Consider the following 22225-nt stretch of genomic DNA (forward strand, 5'->3'; position numbering starts at 1 on the left):
GTATTCTTTTTAATGCGTCAGCCCTGCTCACTAGAGTGATACGTTCGTATCACTCTAGTGAAGAGATGTCTTCACTGGAGTGATGTAATCTCCTCACTGGAGTGAAGAGGTTGGTGTGCCTCAGACTTTTATGCGGACAAAGGCTTGTCTTTTACGGAAAATCCTTATTTTTGTCGGTGAAACTTGGGGATAGTTGACCTCCTCTTTGCGCGAATGCGTTTATGACTACAATTTGTAAATAATTAATGATATGATGAAACATTTGTTTGTTGCCACGGTATTGGCGGGAAGTCTGTGTGCCGCACCCTTTGCCTATGCGCAGGAGCGCCTTCCCGAATACCTTCAGGCTGAAAAGTTTACCAAATCCAAACTCGACCACATGCTGTTTTCTACAACGGTCGATCCGCATTGGTTTCAGAAGGGCGATTCTTTCTGGTTTACCTATAAGACCAGTGAAGGCACGTTCTGGTATGTAGTGAATCCCTCGGCTCGCTCGAAAGAATTGCTTTTCGACCGTGAGCAGCTTGCCTCCGAGCTGACGGCAATCATGCACGATCCTTTTGAGGCTCGCCAGCTCCCTATCCGCAACTTGAAGGCAAAGGAGGACGGGCGCACCTTTACGTTTGAAGTGGTGTCTTCGCAAGACGAGAAGCCGGAAAAAGGAAAGAAGTCCGGCAAGAAGGAAAAGAAGGTATATTATTTCTCGTATGATTACCCGACTCGCAAGCTGACCCATCTGGAAAAGGCGGAAAAAGAACCGAAGAGGCTGGGATGGGCGTCGGTTTCTCCGGATGAAAAGACGGTGGTTTACGCCAAAGACTGCAACCTTTACCGGATGAGCATTGAGGACTACCGCAAGGCGCAGAAGGACGAAAAGGACAGCACCATCGTTGAAGTGCAGCTTACCAAGGACGGTACTCCCGATTTCGGCTATGGAATCCCTTACAGCATGTTGAACACTGATACGTTGTGCAACGGAAAGCGCAGGGGTGTGTGGGGTGCCTGGTCGCCCGATTCGCGGTATTATGTGACCATCGTTCTTGACCAGACTGATGTGAAGCCTCTGTGGGTTATCAACTCTGTTGCCGAGCCGCGCCCTACGCTCGAAACTTATAAGTATGAGATGCCTGGCGAAACGGGCATGCCCGAATATCATCTGTATCTGTTTGACATGCAGAACAACACGCGGAAGGAAATCAAGACATCGGCCTGGAAGAACCAGTCGCTCGACCTTTCGTTCAAGCCTCGTGAACAGAAGCAGCGCGACAAGGAGTTCGCTCCCTCGGTGTGGCAGGGCGACAACAACCGTTTCTTCCTCACCCGCAGCAGCCGCGACCTGCACCGCATAGACGTGTGCACCTATACGGTCGGGCAGGATTCGATTGTGCCGATCGTGGAAGAACGCATGAACACTTATCAGGAAACCCGTCCGATTGAGGTGTTCAACGGAGGCAAGGAGTTCATTCAGTGGAGCGAACGCGACGGATGGGCGCATCTGTATCTGTATGATGACAAGGGAAACCTGAAGAACCGCATCACTTCGGGACCTTGGCACGTAGAGCGTGTGCTGAAGGTGGACGAGGCGACACGCACCGTTTATTTCATCGCAAACGGGCGCGAGAAGGATGAGAATCCGTATTATGAGCACCTCTATAAAGTGAATGCTGACGGAAGCGGACTGAAGCTGCTGACGAAAGGAGATTATTTTCATCAGGTGAAGGCCGATGATGACGCCCGTTTCTTTGTTGACAACTATTCGCGGGTAAATACCGTTCCCTGCGCCGATCTGATTGACCGGAACGGAAACAAGGTGATGACTATTCAGGAAAGTGACTTTTCGCAGCTTAAGCTCGCCGGGTATCAATTCCCCGAACTGTTCAAGGTGAAAGCGGCTGATGGAGTGACTGACCTGTATGGAGTGATGTACAAGCCGTTCGACTTCGACTCGACCAAAGTTTATCCGATTATCGACTACGTATATCCGGGCCCGCAGGTTGAGGCGGTTTATTACCCGTTCACCCGCATGAGTGTGCGTACCGACCGTTTGGCGCAGGCTGGTTTCATCGTGATATCCGTAGGCCAGCGCGGAGGTCATCCCAGCCGTTCGAAATGGTATCATAATTACGGCTACGGCAATATGCGCGATTATCCGCTGGCCGATCATAAGGCAGCCGTAGAGCAGCTTGCTGCACGTTACTCCTTTATTGACATCGACCGAGTCGGCATCCACGGACATTCGGGAGGCGGCTTCATGTCGACCGCAGCCATCTGCCAGTATCCGGACTTCTATAAGGCAGCCGTTTCGTGTGCCGGAAACCATGACAACCGCATCTATAACCGCTGGTGGAGCGAAACCCATCATGGAGTGAAGGAAGAGATCTCGGAGAAAGGGGATACTACCTTTGCTTACCGTATCGCCACCAATCCGGATATTGTGAAGCAGCTGAAGGGACATCTGATGCTTGTGCACGGTGATATAGACAATAATGTGCATCCCGGGAATACGATTCGCGTGGTCAATGCCCTGATCCGTGCCAACAAGCGTTTCGACATGCTGATTCTTCCCGGCCAGCGTCACGGATTCGGCGACATGGATGAATATTTCTATTGGAGGATGGTAGACTTCTTCTCAGAGCATCTGAAAGGGAAAAAAGAAACTTCGGTTGACATACCGCGGAGGTAACGGCCATCGCAGTATGTTTATATGACAAGGGCTTGCGGTTCATGACGGAATTCAGTTTCCTGAATGTGCTGCAAGCCTTTTTTCTTCGGGCAGGTGCATAAAAAAAGCGAGGTTCAGATTCATGAACATCGCCGACATCCTAAAGAACCCCCTTTACGGGTTCTTTTCATCTTTTGTCTAGTCATTTTTGTTTGTGTTATCCTTTTATCAATCTCTTCTTTACCAAGAGAAAAAACAATTAATCTTTGAAAACTTTACTTCTTTGTTACCTTAATCTAATACCTTTAAAACCTTAAATTAATACCTAAATGTAAATTGCTTTTTACCTTAAAAATATTAATATAAATCTAATACCTGATTTTTTATCTTTTTACCTTCTGGTTTCACAACCACATTGCAAATGTACGTTATTTTCTTTATATGGCAAGCATTTGGTAGCTGTTTTTTGGTGATTTGCTTGTTTTCATGACATAAATCAAGAAAACATGTGCTTGTCTGGCTTCTGGCTGCTTCTGGAGCGTGTGCGATAACGGAATTTCTCATGAAATGCAGCGGCTGAAAATGTCCATTCTCCTGTATGTGTCAAATGGGTAACTTCAGCCGTGTCATTTGGCTGTTATTGTTAAATCTGTATCCGGATGCTCCCGCTTGTTCTTACAGGCGCATGCCGTTTATTCTCAGCACACGCTGGTTGCTGCTTCCCTTGAACTCCAGATGCGGCGAGTATTGTTCTTCGATGAACCGGCCGTCTACCAATACGTCGATGTGTTTCAGGAGCGGGCTCCGCAAAGGGTCGTTCTGTATTTCTTCCAGCGTATATCCCGTATAGCACCAGATGTTCATGCCGGTCTGCTGCTTGACTGCTTTCAGCACTTCGGCAAATTCCTGGGGATTGAAGAAGGGGTCTCCCCCGGTGAATGTCACTCCGTCCAGCAGCGGGTTGGAGTTTATTTCGCTGATAAACTTTTGCAGAACTTTCCCGGTGAGCGGGAATCCGGCGGCCGGATTCCATGATTCGGGGTTGTGGCAGCCTTTGCAGCGGTGAGAGCATCCGGCAAGATAGATGGAATACCGGATGCCTTCACCGTCGACAATCGTTTCGGGATAGGTGTACAGGTAGTGCAGCATTCTTATGAATGTTTTACTCTGTCGCTTTCTTCTGCCCGCTTTGCCGAGTTCCAGCTGTTCAGGTCACCGGTAAGATAGCCGGTGATGCGGCGCATGCGGAGTATGTTGTCGCTGTTGCATACGGGGCATTTGCTGTAAATCACTCCTTTGTATCCGCAATTGTGGCATGTGTCTACCGGGTGGTTGATTGAGCCGTATCCGATCTGTTCGTCGTGCATTGCTTTGACGATTTTCACGATGGCTCTGACATTCTTCTGCGCTTCGCCGTCCAGTTCTACGTAGGTAATGTGCCCTCCGCGTGTCAGTGCATGAAAAGGTGCTTCGCATTTGATCTTTTCAATGATGCTGATCGGCTCCTTTACATCCACATGGAACGAATTTACATAATAGTCGCGGTCGTTCACTCCCTCGATAATGCCATATTTCCGTTTGTCCATGCGGGTGAAGCGCCCGGACAGTCCTTCGGCGGGAGTGGCGAGTACGGAATAATTCAGGCGGTATTTCTGCTTGTATTCGTCGGCCACCTTGTTCATTTCCTCTACCGCTTCGTAAAGCGTGTCCCATGCTTTCCTGCAATGCCCGTGCCCCTGTCCGTACAGTGCGGCCATAGCGTTGTGCCCGCCGATAAAGCCGATTCCCAGCGTGCCTTGATTCAACACGTCGCCTACTTCATCGTTGGGATTCAGTCTGCCTCCTCCTTTCCATACGTCGTTGCTCATCATAAAGGGGAATTGGCGTGCCAGCGCTGTACGCTGGTACTGGTAGCGCGCGTAGAGTTGTTCTGCGATGAATCTTGACATTCTGTTGACGGCCTGCAGGAACAGTTCTTTCGCCTTTTTTTCCTTGTCTTCTCTGTCTGTTGACAGTAATTCCGCCTGACGGACAGCTTCGATGGCCAGGCGCGGAAGGTTCATGGTTGTGAAAGAAAGGTTTCCCCGCCCGAGCGAAGTCTTTTCGCCGTTGATGTTTTCAAAGACACGTGTGCGGCATCCCATTGTCGCCAGTTCATAGCGGTAGCGTTTGGGGTCGTCTGCCTTCCATTTTTCGTTTTTGTTGAATGGCGTGTCAAGAAACATGAAGTTGGGAAACAGTGCCTTGGCCGTGGTGCGGCAAGCCTTCAGAAAAAGGTCGAAGTTGGGTGTTTCAAACTTTATTTTTCCTTCTATGGCTGCGTCGAGATCCTGCATGGCAAGGTTATAGTCGGCTTCGGAATACGAAACCCCGTCCTTTACCTTGAAAATCTGGATAGGAAATACCGGCACTTCGCCTTGGTTTCCAAGTCCTTCTGTGGTAGCTTTCAGCAGTTCCTCCATGACCATGCGTCCTTCTGCCGAAGTGTCTGTCCCGTAATTGATGGAACTGAACACCACCTGGTTTCCTCCACGCGAGTGCATGGTGTTTAGGTTGTGTATGAATCCTTCCATCGCCTGATGGGTTTCTTTCCGTGTCTGTTGGAGTGAACGGTGCAGCAGATGTTCCAGCTCTTCCATTGAAACCGTTATCCCGGCAGATTCGAGCGTGTGGAGCAGCGCGGACCTGGATTGTCTGTCGGGCTCAACTGTGGTGAGCAGTTCGCCTGCGATGGCATGAAGTTTCTTCTCGTCGTGCTCCGTTCCTTTCATCTCCAGGAAAAACGAAAGGTTGGCCGCCACGGCTTTCTGGAAAGATTTCAGCACGCCTTTCGCCATGAAGAAGTCAAAGGCGGGGATTGCCTGGCCGCCATGCTGCTCGTTCTGGTTTGTCTGGAATATGATAGTAGCCAGCGTTGCATAGCTTTGAATTGACTGAGGTGTGCGGATACTGCCGTTTTTGGTGTGGAAGCCCCTTTCAAACAGATCGTCCAGGTCGTATTGGATGCATGTGGTCGTTTTGGTCGGATAATAGTCGAGGTCATGTATGTGAATGTCCCCGTTCCGGTGGGCTTCCGCATACTGTGACGGCAGCAAATATTTGTATGTATAATCCTTGGTGATTTCTGATGCGAATGTCATCATTTGTCCGGCGGGCGTATGGCTCGACATGTTGGCGTTGCTCAGGTTCACGTCATTTTTGTCGATGGCCACGATGCCGTCCATGATGTGTTTGATTTGTGTTTTCCGCTCACGTTCGGTGTTTCTCCATTGGCGGTAGATGATGTACTTTTTTGCCACTTCAGGCTGGTCCTTCATCAGTTCGGTTTCTACCATGTCCTGGATTTCTTCCACTCCGATGGTAGGCTTTGCGATGCGTTTCACCACGTTGCGGGTGATTGATTCGATTTGTTTTTCCCGGTTTTCCATTCCGGTCGCCAGAAATGCCTTTCTGATGGCGTTGCTGATTTTGTCGCTCGAAAAGTCTTCCCGCTTTCCGTCGCGCTTGATGATACAGGTTCCGACTGTGTTCATTTTTTTCTGTTTTTAGTTGATGTACAATAGTTGTTTTCTTGAAGGCAGGTCTTCTGACTGATCTTTCCCCTATGGCGCCTTCCCGGTCTGTCAGACCAGTGGCTGTGGTTTACGTGCCAAGGTTCGTTAAGAATTACAGCAGCGGGTACTGTCGCCGATTCGCACGGCGTTCCCTTTTGAAACGTTTCCGCTACCTTCGGAAAACGAGTCAAAGATAAGAATAAAAAAGAACACTTTGAAAATCGAAAATTTCGTTTCTGTCTAAATTTGGGAAACTTTATCGGAGTAAAAATGCTTTGTGGTATGTTGTATAACGGTTATTTGGGTAACTGTAATTTATAATGATTTTCTTGTTTTGAAATATTGAACAAACTTCTTATGACTTATTCGTCTGATTTCTTCGGCTTCGGATCCGGGAGATTCACGGGTGTCAGACCCATTTTTTTTGCTTTCTCCAGCATGTAATTGAAGGCGGCGTCATGCTCGTTGGGTATTACTCCGTCAAGTATCGCATCTTTAATGGAACTTTTCAGGCTTCCGATCTCCCGGCAAGGCTGCAAGTTGAACACATGCATGATTTCACTCCCGTCTACTGGCGGCTGGAAGTTGCGGATGCGGTCTTTTTCTTCAAGGTCTTTGAGTTTCTGGCGCACCAGCCTGAAGTTGTCGAGGAAACGTTGTTTGCGTGCCTCGTTTTTTGATGTGATATCTGCTTCGCACAGCATCATCAGGTCGTCAATGTCATCTCCGGCCTCGAAAAGCAGGCGTCGTACGGCCGAGTCGGTCACTTCCTCATCGGCAATTACAATCGGACGCATGTGAAGCCCTACCAGTTTCTGCACGTATTTCATTTTCTCGTTCATCGGGAGTTTCATCTTGCGGAAGAGTTCGGGAACCATTTTTTCTCCGATGAAGTTATGGTTGTGGAACGTCCATCCGTTTTTCGGATCCCAGCGTTTGGTGCGTGGTTTTCCGATGTCGTGGAGGAGAGTGGCCCATCGCAGCCATAAGTCGTTGCTTACTTTTGCGATATTGTCCACCACTTCCAGCGTGTGGTAGAAGTTGTCTTTGTGAGCCCGTCCGTTGCGTATCTCTACGCCTTGCAGCGCAACAAATTCTGGGAAGATAAGTTCCAGCAGGCCGCAGCGGTCCAGGTCGATGAATCCTTTTGAAGGAATGGGAGAAAGCAGGATTTTGTTCAGTTCGTCGGCTATCCGTTCGCGCGAGATGATTTTGATGCGCTCTTTGTTGCGTTCAAGCGCATTGAATGTTTCGTCATCGATATAGAAGTTCAGTTGGGTGGCAAAACGGATGCAGCGCATCATCCGCAGCGGATCGTCGCTGAAAGTGATGTCCGGGTCGAGCGGCGTGCGGATGGTGCGTTCCTTCAAATCCTTGAGTCCGTTGAACGGATCTACAAGTTCGCCAAAACGCGCCTTGTTCATGCATACAGCCATGGCGTTGATGGTGAAGTCTCTCCGGTTCTGGTCGTCTTCCAGTGTTCCGTTCTCTACCACCGGCTTCCGGCTGTCGTGGCTGTATGATTCTTTGCGCGCTCCTACAAATTCCACTTCCGTGTCCCGGTATTTTACCTGCGCTGTTCCGAAGTTCTTGAAGACAGACACTTTGGCTCCGCGTCCCAGCTTCTGGCCGAAAGCCTGCGCCATGCTGATTCCGCTGCCCACCACCACAATGTCAATATCTTTGGACGGGCGGTTGAGAAAAATGTCGCGCACGTACCCTCCCACGATGTAGCATTCCAGTTGCAGCTCATCGGCAGTTTCAGATATCAGTTTGAATATTTTGTCCGTAAAGTGTTCTTTAAGTTCCATCTGTCTGTCTTTTGAATTCGGGCTGCAAAGTTAGACATTTTTTTTGAAAGGTGGAAGCCGCAGGTGTTCAATGGAGCGCGGGAAACAGAAATGCTTTTGAATGATTTTGTCTGATGTTTGTTCGGTTTTTGCTGAAAATTTGTATTTTTGCTTGATATATAAAGGCTGGATTATATGAGAAAGACATGTTTATTGGTTTTGCCGTTGGCTCTGATGCTGGCGGGCTGCGGCAGCGATGAGAAAAAAGCTGATGCGCTGTACAGGCGCGCCGAGGCATCGTATGCCGGAGGCAACTACAGTCAGGCCAAATTGCAGATTGACAGCATACGCAATCTTTATCCGAAAGCTTTCGAGGCGAGAAAGGCCGGCATCAGGCTTATGCAGCAGGTTGATCTGGCAGAACAGCGGAAGACGCTGGCCTATCTCGACAGCATGATGGCCGTCAAGAAGGCTTCACTTGATTCGATTGTCGGAAAATTTGTATTGGAAAAGGATACGGCCTATCAGGAAATAGGCAACTATTTTTATCCTACGCAGGTGGTAGAGAAGAATATCGGGCGGACTTTTCTTCGCGGCCAGGTCAGTGAAGCGGGTGAAATGTCGTTAACTTCCATTTATTGTGCCGGGGGCAACATTCATCATACGGCTGTAAAGGTGAGTGTGGGAGATAATTTCGCGCAAACTCCTCCTTCGAGCGACAGTTACGAAACAACCGATTTGGGAAGACCCGTCGAGAAGGCTGATTACAAACAGGGCAGTGACGGAGGTGTGATTGCTTTCATTGCGGCCAACAGTGACAAGAAATCCATGCGTCTGGAGTTTATAGGCGACCGTAGCTATACCACCACGATGTATGCCAATGACATCAAAGCCATTGCCGAGTTGAGCGGTCTGGCGCGGGTATTGTCAAGTATTGAGGAGATAAAGAAAGAGCAGAAAGAAGCGAACCTGAAAATCCGCTTCGTTACCCGAAAGATGCAGGAAAGCGCCGCTGGTGATTAAAGCGGCGCAGAAAGTTCGTCAAGCGTTTTCCCCTCGAAGGCGCAGATGGCTTTCTTGTAGCTTAAAGGAATATCTACGGGTTCTTTTGTCGCGATGTCGTAGCCGACAAGTACGGTACGGCATTGGCATTTCAGCACGCCGCTGGCCTGGTTGATGGCGCGCTGGAGGAGCGTGAAGCTCTTGTGCCCCAAATGAATTACGGCAGTTTCTATAATCAGCTTGTCGGAAAAGAATACGGGAGCCAGAAAGTCTGCGTTTATGTTGGCCACAACCACGCTGAAATCCTGCCATTCTTTCTCTCCGAACACTTCCCGGAAATAGGAAGTCTTTGCCAGATCGTAAAGTGAAAAATAGACGGAGTTGTTCATATGTCCGTACTGATCCACATCACTGAACCGGATCTGAACGGGGGTTACGTGCTTAAATTGGACATCTTGTTCCATAGTATAACTTTTTGTTAGTGCTTTTCGGTTTTTATATTTTCCAAATATATATCTTTTTTGTTGAAAAATGCCAGCGTTGATGGATATTTTTTTACTTTTGTCTGTCATTATCTGATGAAAGTTCAAAAACAGTTTTAAATATGGAACATAAATTTAGCAAAGAAACGCTCTGCGTGCAGGGCGGTTGGACTCCCAAAAACGGTGAGCCTCGTGTGTTGCCCATTTATCAGAGCACCACATTCAAATACGACAGCAGCGAACAGATGGCACGTTTGTTTGATCTGGAAGACAGCGGATATTTTTATACCCGTCTGCAGAATCCTACGAACGATGCGGTAGCCTCCAAAATAGCGGCGCTTGAAGGAGGCATAGGCGCAATGCTTACTTCGTCGGGGCAGGCCGCCAATTTCTATGCGGTATTTAATATCTGTGAGGCGGGCGGGCACTTTGTCTGTTCTTCGACCATTTACGGCGGCACATTCAATTTGTTTGCCGTGACAATGAAGAAGCTGGGCATCGATTGTACGTTTGTTGATGCGGATGCTCCTGAAGAGGAAATTGACAAGGCTTTCCGTGAAAACACGAAGTGTCTGTTTGGTGAAACGATTTCCAATCCGAGCATCAATGTGCTGGATATTGAGAAGTTTGCACGGATTGCGCACAAGCACGGAGTGCCTCTGATTGTGGACAATACGTTTGCCACACCAATCAATTGCCGTCCGTTTGAGTGGGGGGCAGATATCGTGACGCATTCAACGACCAAATATATGGACGGACATGCCACTTGCGTGGGAGGTGCTGTTGTTGACAGCGGAAATTTTGACTGGGAGGCTTATGCGGACAAGTTCCCGGGACTGACTCGTCCTGATGAGTCGTATCATGGGCTTACTTATACCAAAGCGTTTGGCAAGATGGCTTATCTGACTAAAGCTACCGCTCAGCTGATGCGTGACCTCGGTTCGATTCAGTCACCCGAAAATTCGTTCCTGCTGAATCTGGGACTGGAAACGTTGCATCTGCGCATGCAGCGTCATTGTGAAAATGCGCAGAAGGTTGCCGAATGGCTGGAAGCCAATCCGAAAGTGAAATGGGTGCATTATAGTGGACTGAAGAGCAACAAATATTATGCGCTTGCCCAAAAATATATGCCTAACGGTTCATGCGGCGTAATAGCATTCGGCCTTCAGGGAACCCGAGAGGATGCCATCCGGTTTATGGACCACCTGAAGATGATTTGCATTGTGACTCATGTGGCAGACGCGCGTACTTGTGTGCTTCATCCTGCCAGCCATACACACCGCCAGCTTTCGGACGAACAGTTGATTGAGGCCGGCGTGGCTCCCGACCTGATTCGTCTGTCGGTAGGCATTGAGAATGTGAATGATATTATAGCTGACCTGGAGCAGGCTATGGAGCAAATATAGTTGCTGTCCGGGTTTGTCCAGAATGGAAAGTAAAGCACGAGGTTCACAGAGAGGTGAAATGACAGAAACTCTGTGGCTTCGTGCTTTGTTTTTCAGAATGAGCAGAAAAATGTTACCAGAAACGGGACGCTGAAATCAACCAGAAAGCCGTGAAAAATCGACACGACAACAAACTCTTGCCCGGCGCTGCGGGTAATGATGGGGAGTGTGGTGTCCATTGTTGTAGCTCCTCCGGCAGATATGGGAGCCAGGTTGCCGAACCAGCGCACCAGTAGCGGAGCGCAGAGCAAAGTTATCATTTCGCGCATGATGTTTGAAAGCAAGGCTACGGTGCCCAGTTCCGGCCCTTTATATTCGGTGATGAAGATGCTGGATAAAGAGTAGTAGCCGAATCCCGAACCGATTGCCATACAGTCGGCCGCACTCCGTTCCGGCAGAATCAGGCTTGTCAGTGCAGAAGCAGCCAGTGTGCCGAGTATCGTCATGATCGGAAGGAAGGCAAGCCGCGGGTTGAGCGAACGGAAGTTGTTGAGCGTCTGCGGGTTGTTTCCTACGCTGAGCCCTACGCTGAACATCAGTGCGCAAAGCGCATAGAAACTGATGTCGCTTTGGGTTATGTCTATGGGGCATAGATGGAAAAGTCCGGCCAGTACCCCGATTGTGAAAAATCCGACAATAATCAGGCTTCCTTTCATTTCGCAGATTCTTTTTTCCTTGTTTTGTTAAGCCGGGCCCATAGTATTTTGGCTGCGATGCAGCTTCCTGCTACGGCTGCCACTGTAATGACAAACGCTTCGATGCCCAATGTGCCCAGGCCTTGTATGATTTTTTCATTTTCTCCCACTTCTATTCCGAGCAGGAACAGCAGTATCCAGATGAGCACTGTAATGATTCGGTTGAGTTGCGGCAGCTGACGGTTGCGGAGCAAGAAACCGAGGCACATCCCCCCGAGCATGAATCCGATGACTGTAAACATTTCTTATAGCGTTGAATGGTGCATGCACAAAAACACAGAAACACCCGCCGCACAATCTTCATTCCCGAAGCTTTGGCTTTGTGTTTCTGCGTTTTGGTTGAGATCGTAAAATCTGAGATTACTTAAACGACTTTTGGTAGATGTTCAAAACCTCCTCATCCGTCAGCGGACGCGGGTCGAGCGTGAAGAGTGCTCCCATCGTATCCCTTGCGTTCTGTACCATCTTGGGGAAGTCTTCCATTTTGATTCCCCAGTCGCTGAGCTTCAGCTCGTGTACTTTGCATTCCTTCTGCATGCGTACCAGCGCATCGATGAAATCGCTCGGGCGGTTGCTCTTCAGCTGGGTCATCACTTCCGCCATCTTCATGTAGCGTTTCATGCAGTCGTTCCGGAATGTTTCGAAGTAAGCTTCGCTGATAGCGATGAGGCCGGCTCCATGAGGCAGTTGCGGATAATAAGCACTCATGGCGTGCTCCATGGAATGTTCCGACGTGCAGCTTGAGGTTGATTCAACCAGTCCTGCCAGCGTGCTTGCCCAAGCCACTTTGGCGCGCGCTTTTATGTTGCGCCCGTCAGCTACGGCTACAGGCAGGTATTTGTATAGCAGGCGGATGGCTTCCAGGGCATACAGATCGCTTATCGGTGTCGAGCAGTTGGCGATGAAGCCTTCTGCTGCGTGGAAGAAAGCGTCGAATCCTTGATATGCCGTAAGGTGCGGAGGTATGGAAAGCATCAGCTCCGGATCGATGATTGACAGGGCGGGGTAGGTCAGTTCGCTGCCGAATCCGATTTTCTCTTTTGTGTCTTCGTTGGTGATGACGCTCCAAGGGTCAGCTTCCGTTCCGGTTCCGGCGGTTGTGGGAATGGCTACAACAGGCAGCGCTTTGCTGACCGGCCGTCCTTTCCCTGTGCCGGCAGGTATATAGTCCCAATAGTCGCCCGGATTGCATGCCATCACGGCTATGGCTTTTGCCGAATCGATGCTGCTTCCTCCGCCCAGTCCGACTATGAAGTCGCATTTTTCGTCCTTGCAGAGCGCTGCCGCCTCCATGACATGCTTTTTGGTGGGATTGGGAAGTATCTTGTTGAAAACAACCGATTCGGTTTCATTCTCTTTCAGCAGTTCGATGACCTTGTCCAGGTAACCGTATTTTTTCATGGATGTGCCTGAAGAGATGACAATCAAAGCTTTCTTTCCGGGGAGCTTTTCCGTTGCCAGCCTCTTTATTTCTCCGCATCCGAACACGATGCGTGTCGGGATGTACAAACTGAATACCGGATTTGTGTTCATAATGCTTAATGTTTAAAGTTTGTTTATTCAAATGTACGAAAAGAAACGCATAAACCGTGGTGAATAGTGTTAAAAATAATGATACCTCCCATTACTTGGCCGAGAGCGGTTGGCCGACGAAACGCGGACGCGCGAAAGGCTTGCCGCTCAAGGTTGTCCGGCTGGATACGGCACGCTGCCGCGACTGTTTGGTCTGCAGGTCAAAAGTCACGAATGTGTCGAAGTCGGGCGAAGTGTCTGTGCCGTCTTTCATCACCCGGTCATAGATCGCTTTTCGTGACGGCGCGTTGAATCCGGCGTTGTTTTCGTTCATCATGCTGTTTTCTGTGGGGCGGTAAGCACCGTAAGCATACGTGCAGGCACCTTCAAAGATACCCAGTCCCTCATCGCCGTAGTTTTCGTTTTCAAGGAACTGATGCCAGAGTACCTCGCTTCTATCGTCTGTGAAGTCCACATTCTGTGCCCATCCGTATTGCGACTGGAGGTTCTGGATCTGTTCTTTTTCTGCCTTCGGGATCGAATTGCTGTAAGCGTATTCATCTTCGAGTTTTGCGAATCCATGTCCTACGGCTTCATGAACAAGCACTTCTCTGAAATGCTCGCTTTCAAGGCTGTCTATCACCGGGCAGTAAGCGATGGCGAAATCCGTCATATCAGGGTTGGTGAAGCCGTAATAGGTAGTTCCGGCATATTGGTTTGTGTTCAGAATGACTACAGCGAGAACCTTGTCATAATCGATGTCCTTGACACAGTGCGTATAGCTGATGACTGCAAAGCTTTCGCCCGTGATGAGCGTGCTCCCGCCCCCTTCCAGGCTGCATCCGAAAGCTGTTTCATAGCCGCTCCCGAAGATATTGTTTTTTGATACGGCGGTTACCGTATACACGTCAAAATAGTCTTTCAGCGATGTGAAAGGTTCTTCCGTGAAAAGATTTTCATAGGCCTTTTCCATGGTCTGGTCGTAAGTCCCGTTGCTTATCTCCGCATCAATGAAGCCGTCGCCCATCAGCACGATAGGAATCCCGTTCCCTATTGTTGCCGACTGCAGCGTCTTTACCTTTCCGTCTTCAGAATAGTCGGTTGACTCGCTTCCGGTGCTTCCTTCCTGGATGATAGTGACTGTGGCCAGGATTATCTGCTGCCTGCTTTCTTCTTTTACAAAGTATAATGAGCAGACGCGGCTCTGCACTGCCGGGTTCGGGTCGACATTCAATGTCAATGTGTATTGGGTGAGCGCGCGTGAATCGGAATCTTGGTTGATCCATGAACTGTTGCCGATAATCATCAGTTTGTCGGCACTGATGGACGTGGAGAATTCGATGTTCAGTTCGCCCCCTTCCGAGTCTATCTGATATACGTTTTGCGTCAAGTGCACGTAGTCGGAAGTTTCCTGCCTGATGGTAATTGTCCGGCTGAGTCCTTCCGAAGTCAGTATCAGTGAAGCAATGCGGCTTTCATCCGAGTCGTTTTCCGTGAGGGCCATGATGGTGATCGCGTTTGTTCCGGCGGTACCCTCTGTCGCCGAAATGGTCAGCCAGTCGGCTGAAACCTCGGCTTGCCAGTTGAGTTCGCTGGTAAAGCTGATTGTGGACAGGGAGCCGGCTTCCGATGCCAATACGATATCTTCCGTGATGCTGAAAGAAAATCCGGGTTTTACGTCGTCTTCGGAGCATGAAGTGAATGCTATGGCAATAGCGATAGCAATGAGCTGGATGGCAGAATGCAGGTATTTCATTGTCGTATAATTAAGTCTGCCCAAATGTAGGAAATATTCGTGAATTGCGGAATGTTTTTGACTGCTGTTTGATAAAAAAATGCGTCGGTCGGATTCGGGAGCTTTTATTCGGATTCTGCTTTCTCCCTCAAGCCAAATCGCGTGTGTGGCCGCATGTTTTATGTTTTCAAAGTCTGGAATGTGCATTCCACGTTTTGGAACGTATATTCCACAGTGTGGAACATGCATTCCACAACGTGGAACGTAGAATGTATCCCGGATTCGTGAAAAAAATGGCGGGCCGGACGGGAAAACAGATGGGCGGAAGCGAAAAAAATCCGGAGCCTTGGCCGCGCCCGCTCCGGATTGTAGTCACGAAAGGTGAGTGATGTTGCGTGCTCATTGCTGTTTCTTGTAGCTTATGATAGCCCACCCGTAAAAAGTTACGGCAAATGCGGAGAGTATGCCGAGTTGGGGCAGGATGTCCGTCAGACCGCTTCCTTTCAGATAAACCATGCGCATGACTTCCATGAAATGGCGCAGCGGATTGGCGTATGTGATGACCTGTGCCCATTCAGGCATACTGCTGATGGGGGTGAAAAGGCCGCTCATCAGAATGAAGATCAGCATGCAGAACCACATAACGAACATGGCCTGCTGCATGGTGGCGGAATAGTTGGATATGACGAGCCCCAGCCCCGAAACCACAAAGATGAACACCAGAGCGGCGAGATAGATGTTCAGCAGGTTGCCTGCCGGTGTCAGGCCGTAAACCGCCCACGCCAGCGCCATGCACAGGCTCAGGACGATGAACCCGATCAGCCAGTAGGGCAGGAGCTTTGCCAGAATAAAGGTGAAGCGGCTGACGGGGGTGACGTTGATCTGTTCGATTGTTCCTGCTTCTTTTTCGCCCACAACGTTTAGTGCCGGAAGAAACCCGCACAGCAGGACAAGCACCATCGTCATCATTGCCGGAACCATAAACACTTTGTATTCCAGGTGGGGGTTGAAAAGGTAGCGCACGGAACTTTGGGATGGCTGCGACTGCAGAATCTGGGTGAGATAGACATTTCCCAGTCCGCCTTTGGTTCCGTTTACAGCATTCACTGCAATCAGTGCAGAGGCGTCGCGGCCGTTTATGATGTCTTTCTCAAAGTCGCGCGGGATTTCGAGAAGTATGTCTGCCTTGTCTTTCTCTATCAGTTCTATGCCTTTCCTGTAAGTGGAAGGAAAACCAGTCAGAACAAAGTAGCGTGACGCTTCAATCCGGTGCGTCAGCCGTTCGGATGTCGTACTGCGGTCGTGGTCGATCAAGGCGATGCGCAAATCTTCTATTTCGAGCGTAGCGGCCCATGGAAGAACCAGCATGATCATGCACGGGAATACCAGAATCAGTTTCGGCAGAAAGCTGTTGCGTTTCAGTTGGCGGAATTCTTTTTCTATCAGATAGCGTAACATCATAGTCGTTCTCCTTTCTTTTAGTCCAGGCGGTTGTTGAATTTGCGTGCGGTGAGAACTGTCAGCGCGATGCCCATGGCCAGAAGTATGCAGGTTTCTTGCCAGACGTAGCCGAACGGTACTCCTTCGATCATGAGCTTCCGTACAATGTCAACATACCATCGTGCCGGAATCAGGCAGGAAATGGCTTGCAGTATGGCTGGCATGCTTTCTATCGGGAAGATGATGCCGGACAGCACGATGGTTGGAATCATCATGACCATGCCCGACAGAAGCATGGCCGCTACTTGAGTCCGCACGATGCAGGAGATGAGCAGTCCCAAAGCCAGGGACACGAAGATGAAGAGCAGCGATACGCCCAATAACGCTCCCAGGTTTCCTGCGACAGGCACATGCAGCACGAAGACTGAAAGCAGCAGGATGGTGGTCAGATTCACGACCGACAGCACAAAGTAAGGTACAGCTTTCGAGAGGATGACAAACAGCGGATTCATCGGAGATACCAGCAGCACTTCCATCGTGCCGGTTTCCTTTTCCCGTACAATCGAGATCGAAGTCATCATGGCGCATATCAGCATCAGAATAAGCCCCATCACTCCGGGCACAAAATTGTATGCGCTCTTCATCTGAGGGTTATACAGCAGTTTGGTTGACAGCTTCAGGCCGCCGGACTGCCGGATGACAGACTGGGCCGATGCGATGACTCCTTGCGCATATGAACTTCGGGTTATCGCCTGGTTAGGGTCTGTCGCGTCGGCAATCAGCTGGATTGATTCGGAGTCAAAGCGCATCCGGTTCATGTCGCTCGGGAAAATGACCGCAAGGTCTATCCGGTTGCGCAGGAACAGCTCTTCGACTTCCTTCATTGAATAGACTCTGTAGCGCACCTCAAAATATTCGCTTGCGTCCAGGTGGTCGATGATGCGCCGGGTGTCTGAGTCGACGGAAGGAGCCAGCACTGCCGTCTTCACGTTTTTTACTTCGGTAGAGATGGCAAATCCGAACAGTATGATCTGTACGATGGGCATCCCTATGAGAATCAGCATCGTGCGGCGGTCGCGCAGGATGTGGTGGAATTCCTTTATGACAAAAGCGAGAAACTGTTTCATCTTTCGTGTTTTTGCTGTTTATTTCTGTTTCCTTGCCAGTTTTTGAAACACTTCGTCCATGTTGCTTGCCTGGAAACGGGCTTGTAAGGCTTGGGGAGTGTCAAGCGCCTTGATTTGTCCGTCTACCATCATGGAAATCCTTCCGCAATATTCGGCTTCGTCCATGTAGTGTGTCGTGACGAAAATCGTGATGCCCTGATCGGCTGCCTGATAGATCAGTTCCCAGAACTGCCGGCGTGTGGCAGGGTCTACTCCTCCAGTCGGTTCGTCAAGAAAAACGAGCTGCGGGCGGTGGAATATCGCTACGGAAAAGGCAAGCCTCTGTTTCCATCCCAGCGGGAGATCTTTCACCAGCGCTTTCCGGCTTTCGTCCAGTCCGATGCGCTGGAGCGTTTCATCCGCCCGTTTTCTGATTTCTTTGTCCGGTATGCCATAAATGCCTCCGAACAGACGGAGGTTTTCTTCTACGGTCAAATCTTCGTAAAGAGAAAATTTCTGGCTCATATATCCGATGTGCTTCTTGACCTCTTCGCTTTGCGTGCCGACATCATAGCCCAGCACTTCGGCTCTGCCTTCGGTCGGGACGCTCAGTCCGCAAAGAATGCGCATGGCTGTTGTCTTTCCGGCACCGTTGGCTCCTAAGAAGCCGAATATTTCTCCTTGCTTCACCTCAAACGAAATATGGTCTACGGCTGTAAAATTGCCGAACCTTTTCACCAGTTTTTCCACGCGGATAACGGCCGGCCTGCCTTCCGGATCTTGTTTCCTTGAGAGTCCGGGCGGACAGAGTATTTCTTTGAAACGTTCGAGAATGATTTCCGGTGCGTCGGTTCCCTGTATGCTTCCTTCGCGGATAAAGGCAATCCGGTCGCACTGCCGCGCCTCGTCCATGAACGGCGTGGATACCACGATGGTCACTCCCCGTTGTTTCAGACGTTTGAGCATCTGCCAGAATTCTTTTCTTGAAACCGGGTCCACGCCGGTTGTAGGTTCATCAAGGAACAGAATCTCCGGGTTGTGCACCAATGCGCAGCAGAGAGCCAGCTTCTGCTTCATACCTCCCGATAAGGCACCGGCACGGCGGTCGCGAAATGGAGCTATCTGCTCATAAATCTCCCGGATTTGCCCGTAGTTCTCTTCAACGGTTGTCTGAAATACCGTGGCGAAGAAGTTCAGGTTTTCTTCTACGGTGAGGTCTTGATACAGAGAGAAACGTCCGGGCATATAGCCGACACTTCTGCGTATCTGCTTGTAATTGTCCGTTATGTCGAATCCGTTCACAGCAGCTTTCCCTTTGTCCGCCTTTATCAGGGTGGTCAGTATCCGGAACAGGGTGGTCTTGCCTGACCCGTCCGGACCGATGAGGCCGAAAATCTCTCCTTTCCGCACGCTGAGTGAAACGTCGGTCAGGGCTGCTGTATTGCCGTAGCTTTTATACAGGTGGCTTGTTTCGAGGATGAAAGGACTGTCCATGCCGTTAAAACTTTACTTCTCCGTACATTCCCAGTTTGATGACGCCGTCGTTTCTTACCGCGATTTTCACGGCATACACCTGGTTTGCCCTTTCATCGTCAGTCAGAATGGTTTTGGGGGTAAACTCCGCTTCGTCGGCAATCCATGAAACCGTGCCTTCGTATTCTTTTCGCTGCTTGTCGCCGAAATCGGCAAAGACCTTTGCTTTTGCTCCAATTTTTATTTTTTCAAGCTGGGTGGAAGTGACGTATGCGCGTAAAAACACATACTGCATGTCGGCTATCTTAAACAGCGGTTTCCCGACTGATGCCAGTTCGCCCGGTTCGGCGTATTTGGCGAGTATCGTACCGTCAATCGGTGACAGGATGTGGCATTTCTTGAGCTGGTCCTCGATTTGCGCCACTTGTATGGCTACGGAAGAGCTTTGTTCGTTCAGGCTTGCCGTGCTGTTGTGCAGCGTGGACAGTTGGGCTTCCAACTGCTTGTTCAGCACAGCCAGTTGGGAATCCCAGTCGTCCAGCTGTTTGCGGTTTGCCGCGTTTGCTTCCAGCAGCTTTTTCACTCTTAGTCTTTCGCGTTCGGCTGTAGCGATCTGTTCTTTGGTGGCAGCTATCTGCTTGCGTATGTCGGGCCGTTGGCTGTCCACCGATTTCCGGCTGGCTGTCAGTTGCAGTTTTTTCAGATGAAGCTGCACGGTATCAATAACTCCCACTTCTTCTCCCTGTTTCAGTATGCGCCCTTCTTCCGCATTGAGGAAGAAGAGTTTTCCGTTGTTTTCTGCTGATACGATGATTTCGGTTGCCTCAAACGTACCGGTCGCGTCGTAATCTTGGTCAGACTGGCAGGCGGTTGCTGCCAACATGCTTGCCAGAAAAAATAGCTGGATGCGTTTCATAACAGTTCAATATTTAGGTATGGTTCTTTTTCAAAAAAGGTTGGTTTGTCAGTTTGTCAGATGCTTGAGCTCGTATTGCGCTTTCAGCAGTTCGATTTTGCGGACTGCCAGATCTTGCTTCGCCAGGCTCTCGCGCGTCAGTTCACGGAGCATGTCGGTAACGGACATTGTGCCGTTGGCCACTTTCGCTTCGGAAGCCTTGCGGATATTGGTGCGCAGCTTCACGATTTCTTCGTCGCTTTCCATCTGGCGTTGCAGTGTGGCTATGTTCCCTTTCTCCTCGGTCAGTTTCAGCCGGGTGTTGAAGAGAAACAGTTCACGGTCGTTTGCGATTTGTTTTCTGCGTGTTTCCAGTTTGCGTTTGTCGTCCTTCAGTGTATAAAGACTTCCGAAGTTCCAGTTCATGCGGGCACCTACAATATAATAAGGCGAGAATTTGTCTTCCAGCATGTTCAGTCCGGGATTGCCGTATCCTCCTTGGGCGAACAGGCTGAACTTAGGCATGAATCCGGTGCGCAGCCGCTGCCGTTCTACATCAATCGTATGTCCTTGTGCTGCATATAAAGCCAGTTCGGGACGATTGATCAGTTCGCCGGCATTCAGTTCCGGCGTTTCGGGCACAGCCAGTTGCGTGTCGTTTCCTAATTCTTTTCCTGTAAGCATAGCCAGCATTTGCAGATACGCCTTCCGGCTGTTGTTCAGCTTGATGCGCTGTTGGTCTGTTTGCAGGATTTCCACCTTTACGGCATCGATGTCTGCATCGTTCGCTATCCCGTTGTCCCTGTAGGCGGTTACATTGCGCAAGTTCCGTTCAAGGTCGTCGCTCAGCAAACGGTTTTGCTTGAGCTGTTCGTCGATCAGCAGAATGCCGAAGAACACTTGGTTTACCCTTTCGTTGAGTGCATACATGCTTACGTCCGTTTGCTTTAATGCTTCATCGGTGGCGGCTTCAGTCTGTTTCTTTCTGTTTTTTATTTCTCCTCCGTCCCAAATGTTCTGGCTTATTTCCACCGTTACCTGATACTGGTCTTTCGACACTCCGTGGAAGTCAATGTCTGGCACCTCGAACGGCAAGGTAGTCGCATCACTCTGATATGTAGCTTTTCCTCCGAGTGAAATCTGCGGAAGGTTTCCTTTGGCGGCATTTGAAAGGCTGTATTCTTCCGACATTTCGATCAGTCTGTACTGGCGGACCAGCGGATAATTGGCTTGTGCGTCCTGCCGGCATTGTTCCAGAGTCAGTTGGGCAAACGCATGTGTCAGTCCCTGAAGGCAAAACAGCAGTGTGAGAAATCGTTTCATAGCTTTCATTCTTTTGTTTAATGCAAAGGTAGTGTTTCCGGAGTTATGCAAAGGTCCTAGAATTTGCTCTGTATGTTCCGATTGTCCGAATTTACGAATAAATCCCTTAATAAGCAAGGCAGATTATTATCTTTGCATGCAATAAGTATGGAAAATATGAGAAGGAAAGAATTGCGTGACTTAGGGCTTCAACAAGTGATAGAGCTGCAGATGATTCCTTATAATGTGGAGCGTTACATTTCCTCGGACTTTGGATTGGTCCTTTCTGTGAAAGGCATGTCTGATATCACTGAAAAGATTTTTGTTCCCGAACAGCCTTACAGGCTGACCGAAGGACGCATTGTGTATATGCGTTCGGGTTATGTGCGTGTACGCATGAATCTGATAGAGGCAAGGCTTGACGCCCATCAGTTGCGGGTCGTTTCGCCTGGAGCAGTGATAGAGTTTGTGGAATATTCTCCCGATTGTGATTTGACGATGCTTGCCTTTTCTTCCGGTTTCATGGAAGGCTGGCAGAAAGAGAACCTGCTTTCAGCCTATATCCAAGGGAGGGTGAACCTGCAGCTTGCCCTTGATGCAAAGTCGGAGCATCGTCTGGAAAGCATATTCCAGTTGATGTGGGATGTGCTGCATGATGAGCCTTTGTCCCGTGAAACGATGCAGGCCTTGATTTCTGTTCTGTTCCGTCAGATTGAGTGTTTCCAGGGAAAGGGGCAGAAAGAAGTGAAGCGGACTACCCGGCAGGAGCAGCTGTTCGCCCGTTTTATCAGTCTGGTCAACCGTTATGCCGTGAGTGAAAGGAATGTGTCGTTTTATGCAGGAAAACTGTATGTCACTCCCCGTTATTTGTGTACGCTGATCCGTGAAACCAGCGGGCGCACGGTGATGGATTGGGTGAATGATGCGGTGTTGCTTGAGGCGAAACTGATGCTTTGCCATACGGATAAGCTGGTGTATCAGATTGCTGATGAATTGTATTTTCCGAACCCTTCGTTTTTCTGCAAGTTCTTCCGGCGCATGACCGGGAAGACTCCGAACCAGTACAGGCAAGGACGCAGGTGATTTTGCTGTTTAGTGAACTTTTTCTGGTCAAAGTCATTTTTATTATGTA

At 49.6% G+C, this 22225-nt stretch carries 17 protein-coding genes and 1 riboswitch; of the genes, 4 read left to right on the forward strand and 13 right to left on the reverse strand.

Annotated features, from left to right (window positions below; genetic code table 11):
• The first annotated feature begins 253 nt into the window (after nt 1-253).
• Nucleotides 254-2683 carry a DPP IV N-terminal domain-containing protein gene (locus tag NW212_RS07020; protein WP_375337963.1) on the forward strand — a complete coding sequence of 810 codons (2430 nt, stop codon included), beginning with the start codon at nt 254-256 and terminating at the stop codon, nt 2681-2683.
• Nucleotides 2684-3337: 654 nt separating this feature from the next.
• Here the strand turns inward: NW212_RS07020 and nrdG are convergent.
• From nrdG to NW212_RS07035, 3 genes are all read right to left on the reverse strand, one after another.
• Nucleotides 3338-3808: an anaerobic ribonucleoside-triphosphate reductase activating protein gene (gene nrdG / locus NW212_RS07025; protein WP_258337992.1), complete on the reverse strand. Its 471-nt coding sequence runs from the start codon at nt 3806-3808 to the stop codon at nt 3338-3340.
• A 5-nt stretch (nt 3809-3813) separates the two neighbouring features.
• Nucleotides 3814-6195: an anaerobic ribonucleoside triphosphate reductase gene (locus tag NW212_RS07030; RefSeq protein ID WP_258337937.1), complete on the reverse strand. Its 2382-nt coding sequence runs from the start codon at nt 6193-6195 to the stop codon at nt 3814-3816.
• Nucleotides 6196-6220: 25 nt separating this feature from the next.
• A riboswitch (cobalamin riboswitch) is annotated at nt 6221-6408 on the reverse strand.
• A 170-nt stretch (nt 6409-6578) separates the two neighbouring features.
• Nucleotides 6579-8027 carry a CCA tRNA nucleotidyltransferase gene (locus NW212_RS07035; protein WP_258337938.1) on the reverse strand — a complete coding sequence of 483 codons (1449 nt, stop codon included), beginning with the start codon at nt 8025-8027 and terminating at the stop codon, nt 6579-6581.
• Between the two features lie 174 nt (nt 8028-8201).
• Between NW212_RS07035 and NW212_RS07040 the strand changes: the two genes are divergently transcribed.
• Nucleotides 8202-9029: a hypothetical protein gene (locus tag NW212_RS07040; RefSeq protein ID WP_258337939.1), complete on the forward strand. Its 828-nt coding sequence runs from the start codon at nt 8202-8204 to the stop codon at nt 9027-9029.
• On the opposite strand, the gene NW212_RS07045 is transcribed toward NW212_RS07040, so the two are convergent.
• Nucleotides 9026-9472 carry a thioesterase family protein gene (locus NW212_RS07045; RefSeq protein WP_353479566.1) on the reverse strand — a complete coding sequence of 149 codons (447 nt, stop codon included), beginning with the start codon at nt 9470-9472 and terminating at the stop codon, nt 9026-9028. The genes NW212_RS07040 and NW212_RS07045 overlap by 4 nt on opposite strands.
• A gap of 140 nt (nt 9473-9612) precedes the next feature.
• Between NW212_RS07045 and NW212_RS07050 the strand changes: the two genes are divergently transcribed.
• Nucleotides 9613-10896, forward strand: a complete 1284-nt coding sequence (locus NW212_RS07050; RefSeq protein WP_258337941.1) for an O-acetylhomoserine aminocarboxypropyltransferase/cysteine synthase family protein — start codon at nt 9613-9615, stop codon at nt 10894-10896.
• Between the two features lie 92 nt (nt 10897-10988).
• On the opposite strand, the gene NW212_RS07055 is transcribed toward NW212_RS07050, so the two are convergent.
• From NW212_RS07055 to NW212_RS07095, 9 genes are all read right to left on the reverse strand, one after another.
• Complete coding sequence (locus tag NW212_RS07055; RefSeq protein WP_258337942.1) at nt 10989-11591, reverse strand: lysine exporter LysO family protein; 603 nt, start codon at nt 11589-11591, stop codon at nt 10989-10991.
• A complete protein-coding gene (locus tag NW212_RS07060; protein WP_258337943.1) occupies nt 11588-11872 on the reverse strand; it encodes a lysine exporter LysO family protein in 285 nt (94 codons plus the stop codon). The genes NW212_RS07055 and NW212_RS07060 overlap by 4 nt, the downstream gene beginning before the upstream one ends.
• 118 nt (nt 11873-11990) lie before the next feature.
• Nucleotides 11991-13163, reverse strand: coding sequence for an iron-containing alcohol dehydrogenase (locus NW212_RS07065; RefSeq protein WP_258337944.1), 1173 nt, complete (start codon nt 13161-13163; stop codon nt 11991-11993).
• Between the two features lie 91 nt (nt 13164-13254).
• Nucleotides 13255-14898 (reverse strand): M64 family metallopeptidase, encoded by a 1644-nt coding sequence (locus tag NW212_RS07070; protein ID WP_258337945.1) that lies wholly within the window; start codon nt 14896-14898, stop codon nt 13255-13257.
• Between the two features lie 378 nt (nt 14899-15276).
• Nucleotides 15277-16335 (reverse strand): ABC transporter permease, encoded by a 1059-nt coding sequence (locus NW212_RS07075; RefSeq protein ID WP_258337993.1) that lies wholly within the window; start codon nt 16333-16335, stop codon nt 15277-15279.
• Between the two features lie 20 nt (nt 16336-16355).
• Nucleotides 16356-17444: an ABC transporter permease gene (locus NW212_RS07080; RefSeq protein ID WP_258337946.1), complete on the reverse strand. Its 1089-nt coding sequence runs from the start codon at nt 17442-17444 to the stop codon at nt 16356-16358.
• An 18-nt stretch (nt 17445-17462) separates the two neighbouring features.
• Nucleotides 17463-18917, reverse strand: coding sequence for an ATP-binding cassette domain-containing protein (locus NW212_RS07085; protein WP_258337947.1), 1455 nt, complete (start codon nt 18915-18917; stop codon nt 17463-17465).
• Nucleotides 18918-18921: 4 nt separating this feature from the next.
• Entirely contained in the window at nt 18922-19812 is an 891-nt protein-coding gene (locus NW212_RS07090) for an HlyD family secretion protein (RefSeq protein ID WP_375337961.1), read from the reverse strand.
• 48 nt (nt 19813-19860) lie between these two features.
• Entirely contained in the window at nt 19861-21114 is a 1254-nt protein-coding gene (locus NW212_RS07095; protein ID WP_258337948.1) for a TolC family protein, read from the reverse strand.
• A gap of 156 nt (nt 21115-21270) precedes the next feature.
• On the opposite strand from NW212_RS07095, the gene NW212_RS07100 reads away from it, so the two are divergent.
• The gene (locus tag NW212_RS07100) at nt 21271-22176 is read left to right on the forward strand and encodes a response regulator transcription factor (RefSeq protein ID WP_258337949.1); all 906 of its coding nucleotides are present in this window, start codon (nt 21271-21273) and stop codon (nt 22174-22176) included.
• Nucleotides 22177-22225: the final 49 nt, after the last annotated feature.

This window comes from Bacteroides sp. ET225, from assembly GCF_024733745.1.
Lineage (GTDB): Bacteria > Bacteroidota > Bacteroidia > Bacteroidales > Bacteroidaceae > Phocaeicola > Phocaeicola excrementipullorum.

What these genes read in the sequence shown, in the direction of transcription:
- NW212_RS07020 (WP_375337963.1), top strand. Translation starts at nt 254, where the DNA reads ATGAAACATTTGTTTGTTGCCACGGTATTGGCGGGAAGTCTGTGTGCC.
- NW212_RS07030 (WP_258337937.1), bottom strand. Translation starts at nt 6,195, where the DNA reads ATGAACACAGTCGGAACCTGTATCATCAAGCGCGACGGAAAGCGGGAA.
- NW212_RS07035 (WP_258337938.1), bottom strand. Translation starts at nt 8,027, where the DNA reads ATGGAACTTAAAGAACACTTTACGGACAAAATATTCAAACTGATATCT.
- NW212_RS07040 (WP_258337939.1), top strand. Translation starts at nt 8,202, where the DNA reads ATGAGAAAGACATGTTTATTGGTTTTGCCGTTGGCTCTGATGCTGGCG.
- NW212_RS07045 (WP_353479566.1), bottom strand. Translation starts at nt 9,472, where the DNA reads ATGGAACAAGATGTCCAATTTAAGCACGTAACCCCCGTTCAGATCCGG.
- NW212_RS07050 (WP_258337941.1), top strand. Translation starts at nt 9,613, where the DNA reads ATGGAACATAAATTTAGCAAAGAAACGCTCTGCGTGCAGGGCGGTTGG.
- NW212_RS07055 (WP_258337942.1), bottom strand. Translation starts at nt 11,591, where the DNA reads ATGAAAGGAAGCCTGATTATTGTCGGATTTTTCACAATCGGGGTACTG.
- NW212_RS07060 (WP_258337943.1), bottom strand. Translation starts at nt 11,872, where the DNA reads ATGTTTACAGTCATCGGATTCATGCTCGGGGGGATGTGCCTCGGTTTC.
- NW212_RS07065 (WP_258337944.1), bottom strand. Translation starts at nt 13,163, where the DNA reads ATGAACACAAATCCGGTATTCAGTTTGTACATCCCGACACGCATCGTG.
- NW212_RS07070 (WP_258337945.1), bottom strand. Translation starts at nt 14,898, where the DNA reads ATGAAATACCTGCATTCTGCCATCCAGCTCATTGCTATCGCTATTGCC.
- NW212_RS07075 (WP_258337993.1), bottom strand. Translation starts at nt 16,335, where the DNA reads ATGTTACGCTATCTGATAGAAAAAGAATTCCGCCAACTGAAACGCAAC.
- NW212_RS07080 (WP_258337946.1), bottom strand. Translation starts at nt 17,444, where the DNA reads ATGAAACAGTTTCTCGCTTTTGTCATAAAGGAATTCCACCACATCCTG.
- NW212_RS07085 (WP_258337947.1), bottom strand. Translation starts at nt 18,917, where the DNA reads ATGGACAGTCCTTTCATCCTCGAAACAAGCCACCTGTATAAAAGCTAC.
- NW212_RS07090 (WP_375337961.1), bottom strand. Translation starts at nt 19,812, where the DNA reads ATGAAACGCATCCAGCTATTTTTTCTGGCAAGCATGTTGGCAGCAACC.
- NW212_RS07095 (WP_258337948.1), bottom strand. Translation starts at nt 21,114, where the DNA reads ATGAAACGATTTCTCACACTGCTGTTTTGCCTTCAGGGACTGACACAT.
- NW212_RS07100 (WP_258337949.1), top strand. Translation starts at nt 21,271, where the DNA reads ATGAGAAGGAAAGAATTGCGTGACTTAGGGCTTCAACAAGTGATAGAG.